Origin of the sequence: Streptomyces sp. enrichment culture, from assembly GCF_964272855.1 — a bacterium.
GTDB lineage: Bacteria > Actinomycetota > Actinomycetes > Streptomycetales > Streptomycetaceae > Streptomyces.
Genome location: NZ_OZ186847.1, coordinates 3,180,265 through 3,196,882 on the forward strand (window position 1 = coordinate 3,180,265; position 16,618 = coordinate 3,196,882).

Sequence of the window (16,618 nt, forward strand, 5' to 3'; positions counted from 1 at the left end):
GAGACTGGCCGTGAGCTGGGAGGGGCGGGGCAGGGCGGTACGGACGCGACGGGCGTACGGGTCGCCGCGCGGGTGGGCTTCCTCGTGCTGGCGATGGAGATCGTGGTCCTCCTGGTGTTCGTGGTCGCCGCGACCGTCGTCCTCGCGCGGGACGGCGCCGAGCGGGCGTGGCTGTCCCCGCTGTCCGGGGACGGTTCACAGGGCGCGTTCGCGCTGTCCGCGGCGATCGGGGCGGTTTCCGTCGCCGTGCTGTCGTATCTCGATCTCGGGTTCGACGCGATCGCCTCCTTCGCGGAGGAGGTGACGGGCGGCTCGGAGAAGGTCGCCCGCGCGGTGCTGTCCTGTCTCGCCCTCGCGGGTGTGCTGTTCGTCGCCCAGACGTATCTGGTGGCCGTGCTGGAGCCGGTGTCGTCGGCGGAGCTGGCCGCCGACCCCGTCCGGCAGGGCTCGGCCTTCTACGACGCCGTGGACGTCTCGGTCGGTGCCTGGCTGCACGACCTGGTGGCGGTCAGCAAGGCGGTCGGCGCCGCGTTCGCCGCGCTGGCGGGGCAGGCGGCGGCCGGGCCGGCTGCTGTTCGCCATGAGCCGCGACCGGCGGCTGCCGCGGACGGACGCCGGGGTGCCGCGGGTGGCGCTGCTGTGCGCGGCGGTCGTCACGCCGGTCGCGGCGGTGTGGGCGGCCCGCCGGGACGACGGCATGGACCACCTCGTCTCGGTCGTCGGCATCGGCGCGCTGACCGCTTTCACGCTGCTGCACGCGAGCGTGGTGGGGTGGTTCGCGGTACGGCGGCGAGGGGGGCCGGTGAGCTGGTGGCGGCATGTGCTGGTGCCGGTGCTCGGGGCGGCGATCACCGTCGCCGTGATCGTGGAGGCGTCGCGGGCGGCACAGGTGGTGGGCGCGGTCTGGCTGGCCGTCGGCCTGATCGCGGCGGCCGTCCAGCGCGGCCTCCGGGGCTCCGCCGCGGCGGACTGAGCCGCGGGGCCGACCGGGGACTGCGGCTGCCCCGGATTGTCAGCGGCTGCCGTTACGCTCACGAGCATGGCTGTGAACACGTCCGCGGAATCCCCGCTGCCCGTCGGTGAGGTGTCGCGGCTCATCGGGGGGTGGATCGACCGGCTCGGCGCGGTGTGGGTCGAGGGTCAGATCACCCAGTTGTCGCGGCGGCCGGGCGCCGGTGTGGTGTTCCTGACGCTGCGGGATCCGTCGTACGACATCTCGGTGAGCGTCACCTGCTACCGGCAGGTGTTCGACGCGGTGGCCGACGTCGTCAGCGAGGGCGCCCGGGTGGTCGTCCTCGCGAAACCGGAGTGGTACGCGCCGCGGGGGCAGCTGTCGCTGCGGGCGACCGAGATAAAGCCCGTCGGCGTCGGCGAGCTGCTGGCGCGGCTGGAGCAGCTGAAGAAGGCGCTGGCCGGCGAGGGGCTGTTCGCGCCGGAGCGGAAGAAGCCGCTGCCGTTCCTGCCGCAGCTGATCGGCCTGGTCTGCGGCCGTGCCTCCGCCGCGGAGCGGGACGTGCTGGAGAACGCCCGGCACCGCTGGCCGGCCGTCCGCTTCGAGGTCCGCAACGTCGCCGTGCAGGGCGTGCACGCCGTGCCGCAGGTCGTGCAGGCGGTGAAGGAGCTCGACGAGATCGACGACGTGGACGTGATCATCGTCGCGCGCGGCGGTGGCAGCGTGGAGGATCTGCTGCCGTTCTCGGACGAGCAGCTGGTGCGGGCGGTCGCCGCCTGTCGTACGCCGGTGGTGTCGGCCATCGGCCACGAGCCCGACAACCCGCTCCTGGACCACGTGGCGGACCTGCGCGCCTCCACCCCGACCGACGCGGCCAAGAAGGTCGTGCCGGACGTCGGCGAGGAGGTCGAGCGGGTGCGGCAGCTGCGGAACCGCGCGCGGCGCTGCATGGAGGCGTTCCTGGAGCGGGAGGAGCGCGGGCTGGCGCACGCGCTGGCGCGGCCGGCGATGGAGAATCCGCACCGGATGATCGACGAGCGCGCCGACCTGGTGGAATCGCTGACCGGGCGGGGCCGCCGCTGTCTGGGGCATCTCCTGGACCGCGCCGAGTCGGAGCTGACCCACACCCACGCGCGCGTGGTGGCGCTCTCGCCCGCCGCCACGCTCCAGCGGGGGTACGCCGTGCTGCAGAAGGCCGACGGGCACGTGGTCCGCGACCCGGGCGAGGTCACGGCGGACGAGGCGCTGCGCGCGAGGGTGGCCGAGGGCGAGTTCTCCGTACGTGTCGAGACGAGTCGAACCTAGGGTGAGTTGATGACCAGCAAGGTGGAAGAGGCGCTCGGTTACGAGCAGGCCCGTGACGAGCTGATCGAGGTCGTACGCCGGCTGGAGGCCGGTGGTACGACGCTGGAGGAGTCGCTGGCGCTCTGGGAGCGGGGCGAGGAGCTGGCGAAGGTGTGCCGGCGCTGGCTGGAGGGCGCGCGGGCGCGGCTGGACGCGGCGCTGGCCGAGGAGGCCGCGGCGGACGAGGCGGACGAGGCCGAGGCGGCGGAGCGGTAGGCCGTCGGCCGGGGCCGTGAGCCGTGGAACGGTAGGCCGTCGGCGGGGCCGGGAATCGAGGTGCGGGCTGTGAAGCGGATCACCACGCCCCACTTTTGGTTGAACGTTGAACTTCACTGACGTACTGTCGATGTCGTTCAGCACGACGTCCGAAAAGGTTCAGCCATGTCCCTCGTTCTTGACCCCGCCGCCCAGGACCTGCTCTTCCGCGAGGCCCGCACCGCGAACACCTTCACCGACGAGCCGGTGACCGACGAGCAGATCCAGGCGATCTACGACCTGGTCAAGTACGGTCCGACCGCGTTCAACCAGTCCCCGCTGCGCATCACCCTGGTCCGCTCCCCCGAGGCCCGTGAGCGCCTGGTGCGGCACATGGCCGAGGGCAACCAGCCCAAGACGGCCGCCGCCCCGCTGGTCGCCATCCTCTCCGCGGACAACGAGTTCCACGAGGAGCTGCCCGCGCTGTTCCCGCACTTCCCGCAGGCCAAGGACGCCTTCTTCGCCGAGCGCCCGGTGCGCGAGAACTCCGCGCTGCTCAACGCCACCCTCCAGGCCGCCTACTTCATCGTCGGCCTGCGCGCCGCCGGCCTGGCCGCCGGCCCGATGACCGGCCTGGACTTCGAGGGCGTCCGCAAGGAGTTCCTGGACGACGACCACACCCCGCTGATGGTGGTCAACATCGGCAAGCCGGGCCCGGACGCCTGGTTCCCGCGCTCGCCGCGGCTGTCGTACGAGCAGGTCGTCACGACCGTCTGAGCCACCGACTGTCCGAGCCACGGACCGTCCGAGCCACGGACCGTCCGAACCACAGCAAAGGGCCCCGGCACTCGCCGGGGCCCTTTCGCGTGTGCTGTCCGCCGCCGCGCGCGCCTCACGCCAGCTTCAGCGCCGCCGCCATCTCCGAGAGCTGCTTGAACGAGCCCGTCCCGGCCACGACGGTCGTCGCGCCCTTGGTGTCCTCGTCGTCGGCCGAGAGCACCAGCGCGTCGTACCGGCCGCCGGTGTACCGGGTCCACGTACGGCCGTCGATCTCCTCGGTGGCCTTGGTCTCGTGGGCGCCCTGGGTGGCGTCGTCGATGAACCTCGAACGCTTCTCCATCGACTGCTTGACCTGCACGTACTCGCCGTCCGGCGCGTGGAAGCCCAAGTGCCAGGTGTCGTTGTCGACGCCCTTGTAGCGCACGGACGTCGCCTTCCAGTCGTCCGACAGCCCCTCCGGCGCCGCCACCGGGTAGGGCGCCGCACGGCGGGCCGTGATCAGCTCGACGCGGTAGTCGACCGGCTTGATCTGCGGTTCACTGTCGTCGTGCGGGACGAAGAGGTACATGACCCCGCCCGCGAGCAATGTCACGCCCAGGGAGAGCACCATGCTCCGGGCTGTCTTCTGCTTGCCGTTCGTTCCTGCCACGCCCCCTATGGTCGCAGGTGCCCCGTCCGCTCATACGTGGGGTGCCCTGCTCATTTTGTCGATCTGACGATAGAGTCGTGGCCAACACCCTCATCCGGCCGTCGTCGTATCAGAAAGGTGCGCTCCGATGACCGAGCATCATCTGCCGTCCGAGCTCGATGTACCGTCCGAGGCCCCAGACCGCAACCTCGCCCTGGAACTGGTCCGCGTGACCGAAGCCGCGGCGATGGCCGCCGGCCGCTGGGTGGGACGTGGTGACAAGAACGGCGCCGACGGTGCCGCGGTGCGCGCCATGCGGACCCTCGTCTCCACCGTCTCCATGAACGGCGTCGTCGTCATCGGGGAGGGCGAGAAGGACGAGGCCCCGATGCTCTTCAACGGAGAGCAGGTCGGCGACGGCACCGGGCCCGAGTGCGACATCGCCGTCGACCCGATCGACGGCACCACCCTGACCGCCAAGGGCATGCCGAACGCGATCGCCGTGCTCGCCGCCGCGGAGCGCGGGTCGATGTTCGACCCGTCCGCCGTGTTCTACATGGACAAGCTGGTCACCGGCCCCGAGGCGGCCGACTTCGTGGACATCGACGCGCCGGTGTCCGTGAACATCCGCCGGGTCGCCAAGGCCAAGCGGGCCACGCCGGAGGACGTGACCGTGGTCATCCTCGACCGGCCGCGGCACGAGGGGATCATCAAGGAGATCCGGGAGACCGGAGCGCGGATCAAGCTGATCTCCGACGGCGACGTCGCCGGCTCGATCCTGGCGCTGCGCGAGGGTACCGGCGTCGATCTGCTGCTCGGCATCGGCGGTACGCCCGAGGGCATCATCTCGGCCTGCGCGGTGAAGTGCCTGGGCGGCACCATCCAGGGCAAGCTGTGGCCGAAGGACGACGAGGAGCGGCAGCGGGCGATCGACGCGGGCCACGATCTCGATCGCGTGCTGACGACCGAGGACCTGGTCACCGGGGAGAACGTCTTCTTCGTCGCGACCGGGATCACGGACGGCGAGCTGCTGAGGGGCGTGCGGTACCGGTCGGAGACGGCCACGACCGACTCGATCGTGATGCGGTCGAAGTCGGGGACGGTGCGGCGGATCGACTCCGAGCACCGGCTGAGCAAGCTGCGGGCGTACAGCGCGATCGACTTCGACCGGGCGAAGTAGGGCCTGCCGAGGCTTCGGGTCGGCACGCTTGGCCGGCAGGCAGTGACGAGGCGCCCCCTGTGCGGAGGGGGCGCCTCGTCTTTTCGTGGTTCAGCCGGCTGCCGCTATGCGGTTGGCGGTCCTCGCCGCCTTCTTCAGTTCCAGGTCGCGGCGGCGTCGGCGGGCCAGGACCACACGGCGTTCGGCGGCGGTGAGGCCGCCCCAGACGCCGTAGGGCTCGGGCTGGAGCAAGGCGTGCTCGCGGCACTCGACCATGACCGGACAGCGCGCGCAGACGCGCTTGGCCGCTTCCTCGCGGGAGAGCCGGGCGGCGGTGGGCTCCTTGGAAGGGGCGAAGAACAGGCCGGCCTCGTCGCGTCGGCACACCGCCTCGGTGTGCCAGGGGGCGTCTTGGTCCCTGTCTCGCGCTGGCACCCGCTGGGCCGGAACGGCAGCTACCTGCAGGGACGAATGCGGCGGTTGCAGCACGGTCTACTCCTGACGACGGCTTCGCGAGCGAGAGACGATGCAGCAAGGTCTACCCGCTGTACGCGCGCCTATGCGGGGAGTTCCCGACGGCCGGGGCCGGCCGGCCGCCGCGTGGCTGGATTGACGACCGTCAACGGTCGAGATGCCTGCGCAGACTCCGGTCCACCTTGGCGTGGACGCGGTCGAGGATGTCGGCGACGCTCCTGCCCCGCTTCGCACGGGCCTCGATGCTGCCGAGGACGGCCCAGCCGTCGACGAAGACGACCGGCGCGTCGGGGTCGGCCGCGTCCAGCGTGTCCACCTCGAAGGCGCCGAGGACGCCGCCGCCGGTGCCGCGCAGCGACACGTTCTCCGGGACCTTGACCTCGACGCTGCCGAACACGGAGAACGCCTTCACCACGACCTGCTGGTACTCGAACAGCGCCTCGCTGAGGTCGATCTCCACGCTGCCGAATATCGCGTACGCGTGGATCCGGCGCCCGGCCCGCCAGCGGCCCCTGCGGATCGCGCCGCTGAACACCGCGACCACGTTCTCGTCCGGATCGGCCGGTATGGCGCCGGCCGTGGGGCGGCCCGGTGCCTGGGCGTACCGCGGGGTCGCGCGCCGCCGGTGCGCGCCGGGCAGGTCGCGGACGAGCGGTTCCAGATCGCCGACCGTCCGGGCCCCGAAGACCCGCTCGACGCGCTCGGCGTGCTCGTCGGCGGTGAGGCGGCCCTCGGCGAGGGCCTGGCCGAGGACGTCCGCGACACGGTCGCGGTCGGCGTCGGAGGCGCGGAGTTCGGAGGCGGGGGGCGCGGTCTGCTTCTGAAGGTCCACGACAGCAGCGTAGCGAAACACGATAGATCGCGATAGCCCTCGCAGACCGGCAACTGAGCCTTACCTCACAGGCTCGCCGTCACAGGCAGGTTCTACGCTGGGGGCGCTGCCAACGGAGGCCAGCCGCTGTCTGTCGTGAGTGAGGAATGGGCGAGATGCCTGAGTTCGCGTACACCGATCTGCTCCCCATGGGAGAGGACACCACCCCGTACCGGCTGGTGACCTCCGAGGGTGTCTCCACCTTCGAGGCCGACGGGCGGACGTTCCTCAAGGTCGAGCCGGAGGCGCTGCGGAAGCTGGCCGAGGAGGCGATCCACGACATCCAGCACTACCTGCGGCCGGCCCACCTGGCGCAGCTGCGGCGGATCATCGACGACCCCGAGGCGTCCGGCAACGACAAGTTCGTGGCGCTGGACCTGCTGAAGAACGCGAACATCGCGGCGGCGGGCGTGCTGCCCATGTGCCAGGACACCGGCACGGCGATCGTCATGGGCAAGCGCGGGCAGAACGTGCTGACCGAGGGCGGTGACGAGGAGGCCCTGTCCCGGGGCGTCTACGACGCCTACACCAAGCTCAACCTGCGGTACTCGCAGATGGCTCCGCTCACCATGTGGGAGGAGAAGAACACCGGCTCCAACCTGCCCGCGCAGATCGAGCTGTACGCGACGGACGGCGGCGCGTACAAGTTCCTGTTCATGGCGAAGGGCGGCGGCTCCGCCAACAAGTCGTTCCTGTACCAGGAGACGAAGGCCGTCCTGAACGAGGCCTCCATGATGAAGTTCCTGGAGGAGAAGATCCGCTCGCTCGGCACGGCCGCCTGCCCGCCGTACCACCTGGCGATCGTCGTCGGCGGCACGTCGGCGGAGTACGCGCTGAAGACCGCGAAGTACGCCTCCGCGCACTACCTGGACGAGATCCCCACCGAGGGTTCGCCCCTCGGCCACGGCTTCCGGGACAAGGAGCTGGAGGAGAAGGTCTTCGAGCTGACGCAGAAGATCGGCATCGGGGCGCAGTTCGGCGGCAAGTACTTCTGCCACGACGTGCGCGTGGTGCGGCTGCCGCGGCACGGGGCCTCCTGCCCGGTGGCCATCGCCGTCTCCTGCTCGGCCGACCGGCAGGCCGTCGCGAAGATCACCGCGGAGGGCGTCTTCCTGGAGCAGCTGGAGACGGACCCGGCGCGGTTCCTGCCGGAGACGACGGACGAACACCTCGACGAGTCCGGTGACGTCGTCAGGATCGACCTGAACCAGCCGATGGACGCGATCCTGGCCGAGCTGACGAAGTACCCGGTCAAGACCCGGCTGTCGCTGTCCGGGCCGCTCGTCGTGGCGCGTGACATCGCGCACGCGAAGATCAAGGAGCGGCTGGACGCGGGCGAGGAGATGCCGCAGTACCTGAAGGACCACCCGGTGTACTACGCGGGCCCGGCGAAGACGCCGGAGGGCTACGCGTCCGGCTCCTTCGGCCCGACCACGGCCGGCCGCATGGACTCCTACGTCGAGCAGTTCCAGGCGGCGGGCGGCTCCAAGGTGATGCTGGCGAAGGGCAACCGGAGCAAGCAGGTCACCGACGCGTGCGGCACGCACGGCGGCTTCTACCTCGGCTCCATCGGCGGCCCGGCAGCGCGCCTCGCCCAGGACTGCATCAAGAAGGTCGAGGTCGTCGAGTACGAGGAGCTCGGCATGGAGGCCGTCTGGAAGATCGAGGTCGAGGACTTCCCGGCGTTCATCGTCGTCGACGACAAGGGCAACGACTTCTTCCAGAACCCGGCGCCCGAGCCGACGTTCACGCACATCCCGGTGCGGGGCCCGGGTCTGGCGTAGCTGGCCCATCCGGGGGGCGGCCTCCGCCCCCCCGGAACATCGCACCGCCCCCGATCGCTGTAGCGGGTATGAGCGAATACCGCATCGAGCACGACTCCATGGGTGAGGTCCGGGTCCCCGCGGACGCCAAGTGGCGGGCGCAGACGCAGCGGGCGGTGGAGAACTTCCCGATCTCCGGGCAGCGGATCGAGCGGGCGCACATCGAGGCGCTGGCGCGGATCAAGGCGGCGGCGGCGAAGGTGAACGCCCGGCTGGGGGTCGTGGACAAGGACGTCGCGGAGGCCATCCAGGAGGCCGCCGCGGAGGTGGCCGAGGGGCGCTGGGACGAGCACTTCCCGGTGGACGTGTTCCAGACGGGGTCCGGGACCTCGTCCAACATGAACACCAACGAGGTCATCGCCACCCTCGCCAGTGAGCGGCTGGGCAGGGCCGTCCATCCCAACGACCACGTCAACGCCTCCCAGTCCTCCAACGACGTCTTCCCGTCCTCCATCCACATCGCGGCCACGGCCGCCGTCACCCGCGACCTGATCCCCGCCCTGTGGCACCTCGCCGCCTCCCTGACCCGCAAGGCCGAGGAGTTCGCGGACGTCGTGAAGTCGGGGCGGACGCACCTGATGGACGCCACCCCGGTGACGCTGGGCCAGGAGTTCGCGGGGTACGCGGCGCAGGTGCGGTACGGCGCCGAGCGGCTGGAGGCCTCGCTGCCGCGGCTGGCCGAACTGCCGCTCGGCGGCACGGCGGTCGGCACCGGCATCAACACCCCGCCGGGGTTCTCCGCCGCGGTCATCGAGGAGGTGGCCCGGACCACGGGGCTGCCGCTGACCGAGGCCCGCGACCACTTCGAGGCGCAGGGCGCCCGGGACGGGATCGTGGAGACCAGCGGGCAGTTGCGGACCATCGCGGTGTCGCTGACGAAGATCGCCAACGATCTGCGGTGGATGTCCTCGGGACCGCGCACCGGTCTCGCCGAGATCGCCCTGCCCGACCTCCAGCCGGGATCCTCGATCATGCCGGGCAAGGTCAACCCGGTCATCCCCGAGGCCACTCTGATGGTCGCCGCGCAGGTCATCGGCAACGACGCGACGATCGCCACCGCGGGCGCGGCCGGCAACTTCGAGCTGAACGTCATGCTCCCGGTCATCGCGAAGAACGTGCTGGAGTCCGTCCGGCTGCTCGCGAACGTCTCGCGGCTGCTCGCCGACCGCACCGTCGACGGGATCACCGCGAACCGCGAACGCGCCCGCGAGTACGCCGAGTCGTCGCCGTCCGTCGTCACCCCGCTCAACAAGTACATCGGGTACGAGGAGGCCGCGAAGGTCGCCAAGAAGGCGCTGGCGCAGCGGAAGACGATCCGGCAGGTGGTGCTCGAGAGCGGGTACGTGGAGCGCGGCGACCTCACCGTGGAACAACTGGACGAGGCGCTGGACGTCCTGCGTATGACACGGCCGTAACCGGCCGTTCCGCACGTGTGAACCGTGACGCGTACCGCAGCGTCGTATGACAGTGACACCTAATATCTGTTCATGGCAGACGACGGAGCGGTGAGAGAAGTGGAAGCGGGCGGATCAACGGCCTTCTGGGCGCCCGGGAGCCGGATCCTGTGGCGGTACCGGGAGAACGCCGGCGACCGCTTCCACATCGTGCGCCCCGTCACCGTCGTCCGCGACGACGAGGACGTGCTCGCCGTCTGGCTGGCCCCCGGCACCGAGTGTGTGAAGCCGGTCCTCGCCGACGGCACTCCCGTGCACCTGGAGCCGCTGGAGACCCGCTACACCAAGCCGCGCGCCGTGCAGCGCGACCGCTGGTTCGGCACCGGGGTGCTGAAGCTGGCGCGGCCCGGCGAGCCCTGGTCGGTGTGGCTGTTCTGGGAGCCGGGATGGCGGTTCAAGAACTGGTACGTGAACCTGGAGCAGCCGCTGGCGCGCTGGGACGGCGGGGTCGACTCCGAGGATCACTTCCTGGACATCTCCGTGCAGCCGGACCGCAGTTGGCACTGGCGCGACGAGGACGAGTTCGCGCAGGCCCAGCGGGACGGCCTGATGGACGCCCGGCTCGCCGAACGGGTGCGTGCGGCGGGGCGGGACGCGGTGGAGGTGATCCGCGCCTGGGGCCCGCCGTTCTCGGACGGCTGGCAGCACTGGCGCCCGGATCCGTCCTGGTCCGTCCCCGTCCTCCCGGACGACTGGGATCGCATGCCCGCGCACCTGTCCTCATGAGACCCTTGATGCGCCCCCGGGCAAGAAACGTAGGATCGTCCTCCGCAAGGGCGCGCGGCGGCAATTCCCGGGGCGCGCAACGGGCCTGACCACATGTCACCGAGGGGCGGCACGACGTGAGCGAGGGGTACGAGCGCACTACCCGTGCGGGCCGCGGCCGGTCCGCAGGTGGCACAGGAACAACCTCTGACCACGCGGGAAATCCGTTCCCCGGACACGTATTCCGGGTATCGGCCTTCCTGCGGGACGAACTGCAGCGGCGCACGCGGATCGCGCGGCGCGCAGCCCCGGACGGATGGATGCGACACGCGTGACGGAGCAGCCGACCTCCTTCGAGCGCCCCCGGAAGGGCGCCGACCCCGTGGATCCCCGCGGGGCGCTCCTGCGTACCCCGGGGCCGCAGCGCAGCACGCCCGGCGGCACCGGGTTACCCCAGGCACAGGCCCGCGGCGCCGGTGAGACGCCCTCGGGCCCGCCGGTGACCCCCGCCCCCGAGGGCACCGGTCCCGGAACCGGACCGGCGGGCGGTCCCGGCCCGGAGCACTCCCAGCCGACCGCGGACGGACCCGTGGCGGTGCCTCCCGCGCGGACGAAGCCGAGCGTGGGCGACCATCGGCCGCGCCCCGCGACGGAGGCCATCCCGGCCCAGCCGAGCCTGGAGCAGGACCGCCGCACCGGTCAGGGCCTGCCGCCCGGCCGGCCCACTCCCATGCGCCGGGACGGCGACCGGCTGCGCTTCGTGGGCGCCGCGACCCGGCGGATCGCCCGCGGCATCGACCTGGACGAGATCGTGATGGGGCTGTGCCGGGCGACCGTGCCGACCTTCTCCGACGCGATCCTCGTCTACCTGCGCGACCCGCTGCCGGTCGGCGACGAGCGGCCCACCGGCCCGGTGGTGCTGCGGCTGCGCCGCACCGACCGGATCCCGGAGGAGCGGGACACCGAGGGCGGTTTCCTGCCCGTCTTCCAGCCGGAGCCGTCGGAGCTGTCGGCGCTCACCGCCGAACTGTGCGAGGTCCGCCCCGGCGGCGCCCTCAACGAGGTGCTGCGCGGTGTCCGCCCGGTCTTCGCCGACGCGCCGGCCGCCCGCGCCGCGCTGCCCGAACTCCTCGGCGAGGAGGGCGAATCGATCATCCCGAACGGCCAGCGGGCCATTCTGGCGCCGCTGCGCGGCCGCCGCCGGGTGATCGGCGCCGCGGTCTTCCTGCGCCGCCCGGAGCGGATCGCCTTCGAGGCCGACGACCTCCTCGTCGCCGCCCAGCTCGCCACGCACAGCGCGCTCGGCATCGACAAGGCGGTGCTGTACGGCCGTGAGGCGTACATCGCCGACGAGCTGCAGCGGACCATGCTGCCGGAGACGCTGCCGCAGCCGACCGGTGTGCGGCTCGCCTCCCGGTACCTGCCCGCCGCCGAGACCGCCCGGGTGGGCGGCGACTGGTACGACGCGATCCCGCTGCCCGGCAGCCGCGTGGCCCTCGTCGTGGGTGACGTCATGGGGCACTCCATGACGTCCGCCGCGATCATGGGCCAGCTGCGGACGACGGCGCAGACCCTCGCGGGTCTGGATCTGCCGCCGCAGGAGGTGCTGCACCACCTCGACGAGCAGGCCCAGCGGCTGGGCACCGACCGCATGGCGACCTGCCTCTACGCCGTCTACGACCCGGTCTCGCACCGCATCACCATCGCCAACGCCGGCCATCCGCCGCCCGTGCTGCTGCACCTGGGCGGACGCGCCGAGGTGCTGCGGGTGCCGGCGGGCGCGCCGATCGGTGTCGGTGGCGTCGACTTCGAGGCCGTGGAGCTGGACGCGCCCGCCGGGGCGACGCTGCTGCTCTACACCGACGGCCTGGTCGAGTCCCGGCTGCGGGACGTGTGGACCGGCATAGAGCAGCTGCGCGAGAAGCTCGCCGCGACCGCGCAGCTGACCGGGCCGGACCATCCGCCGCCGCTGGAGGCGCTCTGCGACGAGGTGCTGGACATGCTCGGGCCGGGCGACCGGGACGACGACATCGCCCTGCTCGCCGCCCGGTTCGACGGGATCGCGCCGAGCGATGTGGCGTACTGGTTCCTGGAGCCGGAGGACGCGGCGCCCGGCCGTGCCCGGCGGCTGGCCCGGCGGGCGCTCGCGCGGTGGGGTCTGGAGGAGCTGACCGACTCGGTCGAGCTGCTGGTCAGTGAGGTCGTCACCAACGCGGTGCGGTACGCCTCGCGGCCGGTCACGTTGCGGCTGCTGCGGACGGACGTGCTGCGCTGCGAGGTCGGCGACGACGTGCCGCAGTTGCCGCGGCTGCGGCAGGCCCGGGCCACCGACGAGGGCGGGCGCGGGCTGTATCTGGTGAACCGGATGGCCCGGCGGTGGGGGGCCACCCGGCTCAGCACCGGGAAGGTCGTCTGGTTCGAGCTGAACCGGACGTAGCGCGCACCCGCCGTGACGGTTCCCTCCGTACGGCGGGTGCGGTGTCCCTACTCGTCCTCTTCCGGTTCGAACGGGTTCTCCGGGAGGGTGCCGCCCGTCGGGGGCGCCGTCGTCGGGGTCTGGCTCGGGGTCTGTGTCGGGGTCTGCGAGGGGGTTTGGGACGGGGTCTGGCTCGGCGTCTCCGACGGGCTCTCCGACGTGGACGGCGTCGACGAGGGTTCCTCCGTCGTCGGCTCCTCGGTCGGGGTCTCGGTGACCGTCGGGGTCCACGTGGGCCGGACCGCGGCGCCCTGGGTGGTGTCCAGGTCGAACTCGGTGACCTTGCCCATCGCGCCGAAGGTGTACTGCGCCCAGATCTGCGCCGGGAAGCCACCGCCGTTGACGCGCGGCTCGCCGCCCGCCTTGTACATCGGGACCTGCCGGTGCGGGGGCTTGTCGTCCTCGCCGAACAGGCCGACGGAGGTGACCAGGTTCGGGGTGTAGCCGGTGAACCAGGCGGACTTGTTGTCGTCGGACGTGCCGGTCTTGCCGGCGACCTGCTGGCCGCCGCGCTCGGGGTTGTCGCGCACCGACCGCTGGGCCGTGCCGTCGTCGACGACGCCGGTGAGGACCGAGGTGACGGTGTCGGCGGCCTCGCGGCTGATGACCTGCTCGCCGACCGGGTCGGGCAGCTCGACGGTGACGTCCTTGTGCTCGGCGGAGGCGAGCAGGGTCGGGGTGACCCGCTCGCCGTGGTTGGCGAGGGTGGCGTAGGCGCCGGCCATCTCCAGCGGGCTCGCGCCCATCGAGCCGAGGGTCTGGGCCGGTACGGCGTCCAGGCCCTCGGTGTCCATGCCGAGGTCGCCCGCGGTGTCCAGCACCTGTTCCATGCCGACGTCCACGCCCATCTGCGCGAAGACGGAGTTGACGGACTTGTTCATGGCCGTCTGCACGGTGATGTCGCCGTAGTCGGCCTGGTCCTCGTTCTCCGGGGCGAAGCCGACCGGGGTGCCGTTGTCCACGACCGGGCGTTTGTTGTCGCCGTCGTAGACGGTGTCGGCGTTGATCGGGGTGCCGTCCTGGGTGGTGGCGCCCTCTTCCAGGGCGGCGGCCAGGATCATCGGCTTGAAGGTGGAGGCGGGCTGGTAGTCGTCGCGGGTGGCGTTGTTGGTGTAGTGCTCGACGTAGTCGACACCGCCGTACATCGCGAGGACCTTGCCGGTCTTCGGGCCGACGGAGGCGGCGCCCGCCTGGACGTCCGCGTCGACCTTGCGTTCCTTCGGGTCCAGCTTGCTGGTGAGCTGGTCCTTGACTGACTTCTCCAGCTGCTTCTGCTTCTTGCGGTCGATGTTGACCGTGATGGTCCAGCCACCGCGCTTGATCCTGGTCAGGGCCTCCTCCATGTCGGCGGCGGAGCCCTGGTCGACCAGCTGCCGGGCGAGTTCCTGGTTGGCCGCGTCGACGATGTAGCCGTTCTGGCCTTCCATGCCGGGGGCGGCCTTGGGGTCCTCCGGCACGGGGAACTTCATGCCGGCCCGCTCGCCGGCGTCCAGCCAGCCCTCCTCGACCATGTTGTCGAGGACGTAGTCCCAGCGTTCCCGGACCAGCTTGCGGCCGGTGTCGGAGGCGATCGTCCAGTCGTAGGAGTTGGGGGCCTGGAGCAGCGCGGCCAGGTAGGCGCCCTGTTCCACGTTGAGGTCGGCGGCGTCGACGCGGTAGTAGGACTGGGCGGCGGCCTGGATGCCGTAGGCGTCGCGGCCGTAGAAGCTGGTGTTCATGTAGCCCGCGAGGATGTCGTCCTTGGACATCTGGCGGTCCACCTTCAGGGAGATGATCAGCTCCTTGAGCTTGCGGCTGACCGTCTGTTCCTGGGTGAGGTAGTAGTTCTTGACGTACTGCTGGGTGATCGTCGAGCCGCCCTGCTTGCCCTTGCCGGACAGGGTGTTGAGGACGCCTCGGGCGGTGCCCTTCAGGTCGACGCCGGAGTCGCTGTAGAAGGACTTGTTCTCGGCGGCCACGAAGGCGTTCCGGACGCCCTTGGGGACCTCGGAGAGGTCGACGACCTCCCGGTTGAGGCCCTTGCGGGCGAGGGTGCTGCCGTCGCTGTACTTGTAGACGTTTCCCTGCTCCTTGGCGAGGGCGTTCCCCTGCGGGATGTCGATCACCAGGTACAGCACGATGAACGCGCCGATGCCCAGCAGGCACACCCCGAGGAACGTGCCGAGGATCTTCTTCCAGGTGAACAGCCGGCGTATGCCGCTCTTGCCGGCCGCGCCAGACGAACGGGGGCGCCGGGGCGCCGCGCGGCGGCCACCGCGCTGTCGCGCTCGTCTCTCTTCCGCTCGTCCCATGACTCCGTCTGCTCCGCTTCGCTCTCGTCGGTCACACAAGTTCGCGTGGCTCAGGTCAGCTTCGAAAGCTAACACTCCTCTATGTGGCCAAGTCGGCCTGTTTCGGTCTTTTCCCGACGTGACAATCAGCACCTGTCTCTACGGAACCGACGCCCGAGAGGTGGCCGAGGTTGCCGTGACGGGGTAATCTGATATCACTTAGCTAGATCAGAGTTAGCACGAACGGGGGGACCATCCATGTCCGCACACGACACCGCGACCACCGCCGACGTACCCGAGATGCCCGAGCCGCGCGTCCGGGAGTTCACCGCGCACAGCATCGGCGGCGGACTCGCCCTGCTCCTCGGCCTGGTCGGCCTGCTGGCCGGCATCGCCATGGTGGTCGCCGCCACCGCCGTCACGGCGACCGGCGCGAAGGCCGCGCTGATAGTCCTCGGCATCCTGGTCGGCGTCTCCGCATTCATCGCCATGTGCGGGCTGAACATGGTGGCGCCGGGTGAGGCCCGGGTGGTCCAGCTCTTCGGGCGGTACCGGGGCACGATCCGGCAGGACGGCCTGCGCTGGGTGAACCCGCTCACGTCCCGCACCAAGATCTCGACGCGGGTGCGGAACCACGAGACCGCCGTCCTGAAGGTCAACGACGCCTACGGCAACCCGATCGAACTGGCCGCGGTGGTGGTCTGGAAGGTGGAGGACACCGCGCAGGCCACGTTCGAGGTGGACGACTACATCGAGTTCGTCGCCACCCAGACCGAGGCGGCCGTCCGGCACATCGCCATCGAGTACCCGTACGACGCCCACGACGAGGGCGGCCTCTCGCTGCGCGGCAACGCCGAGGAGATCACCGAGAAGCTGGCGATCGAACTGCACGCTCGCGTGGAGGCGGCCGGCGTGCAGATCATCGAGTCCCGTTTCACGCACCTCGCCTACGCGCCCGAGATCGCCTCCGCGATGCTCCAGCGGCAGCAGGCCGGCGCGGTGGTCGCGGCGCGGCGGCAGATCGTGGACGGCGCGGTCGGCATGGTCGAGGCGGCGCTGGACCGGATCGCCGAGCGGGACATCGTGGAACTGGACTCCGAACGAAAGGCGGCGATGGTGTCCAACCTGATGGTGGTGCTGTGCGGGGACCGCTCCGCGCAGCCGGTCCTCAACACCGGAACGCTCTACCAGTGACGGACTCTCCGGAGGAGCTCACTCCCCGGCGGCGGCCGCAGCAGCAGCGCAAGCAGGTGCTGCTGCGGCTCGATCCGCTGGTGTACGAGGCACTGGCCCGCTGGGCGAGCGACGAGCTGCGCTCGGCGAACGCGCAGATCGAGTTCCTGCTGCGACGGGCACTCGGGGAGGCCGGGCGGCTGCCCGGCGAGGCGGGCCCGATCCCGCGCCGGGGCCGCCCGCCGAGGGGGCCGACGAGCGACAAGGACAACTGAACACTCGGCGTATACACGCGGCGTATACATGGTGTGTAG

Annotated in this window: 14 protein-coding genes and 1 pseudogene; 11 read left to right on the forward strand and 4 right to left on the reverse strand. The window is 71.2% G+C overall.

Annotation, left to right across the window (positions count from 1 at the left end; genetic code table 11):
• Positions 1 to 51 precede the first annotated feature (51 nt).
• The 4 genes and pseudogenes from ACSU6L_RS13370 to ACSU6L_RS13385 all read left to right on the forward strand — a co-directional run.
• Positions 52 to 973: pseudogene (locus tag ACSU6L_RS13370) on the forward strand (amino acid permease); the annotation flags it as partial.
• Positions 974 to 1,039: 66 nt separating this feature from the next.
• Complete coding sequence (gene xseA / locus ACSU6L_RS13375) at positions 1,040 to 2,257, forward strand: exodeoxyribonuclease VII large subunit (RefSeq protein WP_437056647.1); 1,218 nt, start codon at positions 1,040 to 1,042, stop codon at positions 2,255 to 2,257.
• A gap of 9 nt (positions 2,258 to 2,266) precedes the next feature.
• Positions 2,267 to 2,512, forward strand: coding sequence for an exodeoxyribonuclease VII small subunit (locus tag ACSU6L_RS13380; protein ID WP_437056648.1), 246 nt, complete (start codon positions 2,267 to 2,269; stop codon positions 2,510 to 2,512).
• 165 nt (positions 2,513 to 2,677) lie between these two features.
• The gene (locus tag ACSU6L_RS13385; RefSeq protein ID WP_365507307.1) at positions 2,678 to 3,268 is read left to right on the forward strand and encodes a malonic semialdehyde reductase; all 591 of its coding nucleotides are present in this window, start codon (positions 2,678 to 2,680) and stop codon (positions 3,266 to 3,268) included.
• Between the two features lie 115 nt (positions 3,269 to 3,383).
• On the opposite strand, the gene ACSU6L_RS13390 is transcribed toward ACSU6L_RS13385, so the two are convergent.
• Positions 3,384 to 3,920, reverse strand: coding sequence for a DUF4245 domain-containing protein (locus ACSU6L_RS13390; RefSeq protein ID WP_437056650.1), 537 nt, complete (start codon positions 3,918 to 3,920; stop codon positions 3,384 to 3,386).
• A gap of 127 nt (positions 3,921 to 4,047) precedes the next feature.
• Between ACSU6L_RS13390 and glpX the strand changes: the two genes are divergently transcribed.
• A complete protein-coding gene (glpX, locus tag ACSU6L_RS13395; RefSeq protein WP_073940246.1) occupies positions 4,048 to 5,079 on the forward strand; it encodes a class II fructose-bisphosphatase in 1,032 nt (343 codons plus the stop codon).
• Between the two features lie 90 nt (positions 5,080 to 5,169).
• Here the strand turns inward: glpX and ACSU6L_RS13400 are convergent, their stop codons facing one another.
• Both ACSU6L_RS13400 and ACSU6L_RS13405 read right to left on the reverse strand, forming a co-directional pair.
• Complete coding sequence (locus tag ACSU6L_RS13400; protein WP_073940247.1) at positions 5,170 to 5,547, reverse strand: WhiB family transcriptional regulator; 378 nt, start codon at positions 5,545 to 5,547, stop codon at positions 5,170 to 5,172.
• A gap of 130 nt (positions 5,548 to 5,677) precedes the next feature.
• Positions 5,678 to 6,364, reverse strand: coding sequence for a DUF1707 SHOCT-like domain-containing protein (locus ACSU6L_RS13405; protein ID WP_437056653.1), 687 nt, complete (start codon positions 6,362 to 6,364; stop codon positions 5,678 to 5,680).
• A gap of 146 nt (positions 6,365 to 6,510) precedes the next feature.
• Here ACSU6L_RS13405 and ACSU6L_RS13410 point away from each other — a divergent pair, with 146 nt between their 5' ends.
• The 4 genes from ACSU6L_RS13410 to ACSU6L_RS13425 all read left to right on the forward strand — a co-directional run bounded on the left by ACSU6L_RS13410 (position 6,511) and on the right by ACSU6L_RS13425 (position 12,822).
• Positions 6,511 to 8,187, forward strand: a complete 1,677-nt coding sequence (locus ACSU6L_RS13410) for a fumarate hydratase (protein WP_437056655.1) — start codon at positions 6,511 to 6,513, stop codon at positions 8,185 to 8,187.
• Positions 8,188 to 8,255: 68 nt separating this feature from the next.
• Positions 8,256 to 9,641, forward strand: coding sequence for a class II fumarate hydratase (locus ACSU6L_RS13415; protein ID WP_073940249.1), 1,386 nt, complete (start codon positions 8,256 to 8,258; stop codon positions 9,639 to 9,641).
• A 72-nt stretch (positions 9,642 to 9,713) separates the two neighbouring features.
• Positions 9,714 to 10,406: a cytidylyl-2-hydroxypropylphosphonate hydrolase gene (gene fomD, locus ACSU6L_RS13420; protein ID WP_437056657.1), complete on the forward strand. Its 693-nt coding sequence runs from the start codon at positions 9,714 to 9,716 to the stop codon at positions 10,404 to 10,406.
• A gap of 295 nt (positions 10,407 to 10,701) precedes the next feature.
• The gene (locus ACSU6L_RS13425; protein WP_437056659.1) at positions 10,702 to 12,822 is read left to right on the forward strand and encodes a SpoIIE family protein phosphatase; all 2,121 of its coding nucleotides are present in this window, start codon (positions 10,702 to 10,704) and stop codon (positions 12,820 to 12,822) included.
• 47 nt (positions 12,823 to 12,869) lie between these two features.
• Here ACSU6L_RS13425 and ACSU6L_RS13430 read toward each other — a convergent pair whose 3' ends face one another.
• Complete coding sequence (locus ACSU6L_RS13430) at positions 12,870 to 15,152, reverse strand: transglycosylase domain-containing protein (protein WP_437056661.1); 2,283 nt, start codon at positions 15,150 to 15,152, stop codon at positions 12,870 to 12,872.
• A gap of 237 nt (positions 15,153 to 15,389) precedes the next feature.
• On the opposite strand from ACSU6L_RS13430, the gene ACSU6L_RS13435 reads away from it, so the two are divergent.
• Together ACSU6L_RS13435 and ACSU6L_RS13440 are read left to right on the forward strand one after the other, a co-directional pair.
• Positions 15,390 to 16,325: an SPFH domain-containing protein gene (locus ACSU6L_RS13435; RefSeq protein ID WP_437056663.1), complete on the forward strand. Its 936-nt coding sequence runs from the start codon at positions 15,390 to 15,392 to the stop codon at positions 16,323 to 16,325.
• Positions 16,322 to 16,579: a hypothetical protein gene (locus ACSU6L_RS13440; RefSeq protein WP_437056665.1), complete on the forward strand. Its 258-nt coding sequence runs from the start codon at positions 16,322 to 16,324 to the stop codon at positions 16,577 to 16,579. Before ACSU6L_RS13435 ends, ACSU6L_RS13440 begins: the two co-directional genes overlap by 4 nt.
• The last annotated feature ends 39 nt before the right edge of the window (positions 16,580 to 16,618 follow it).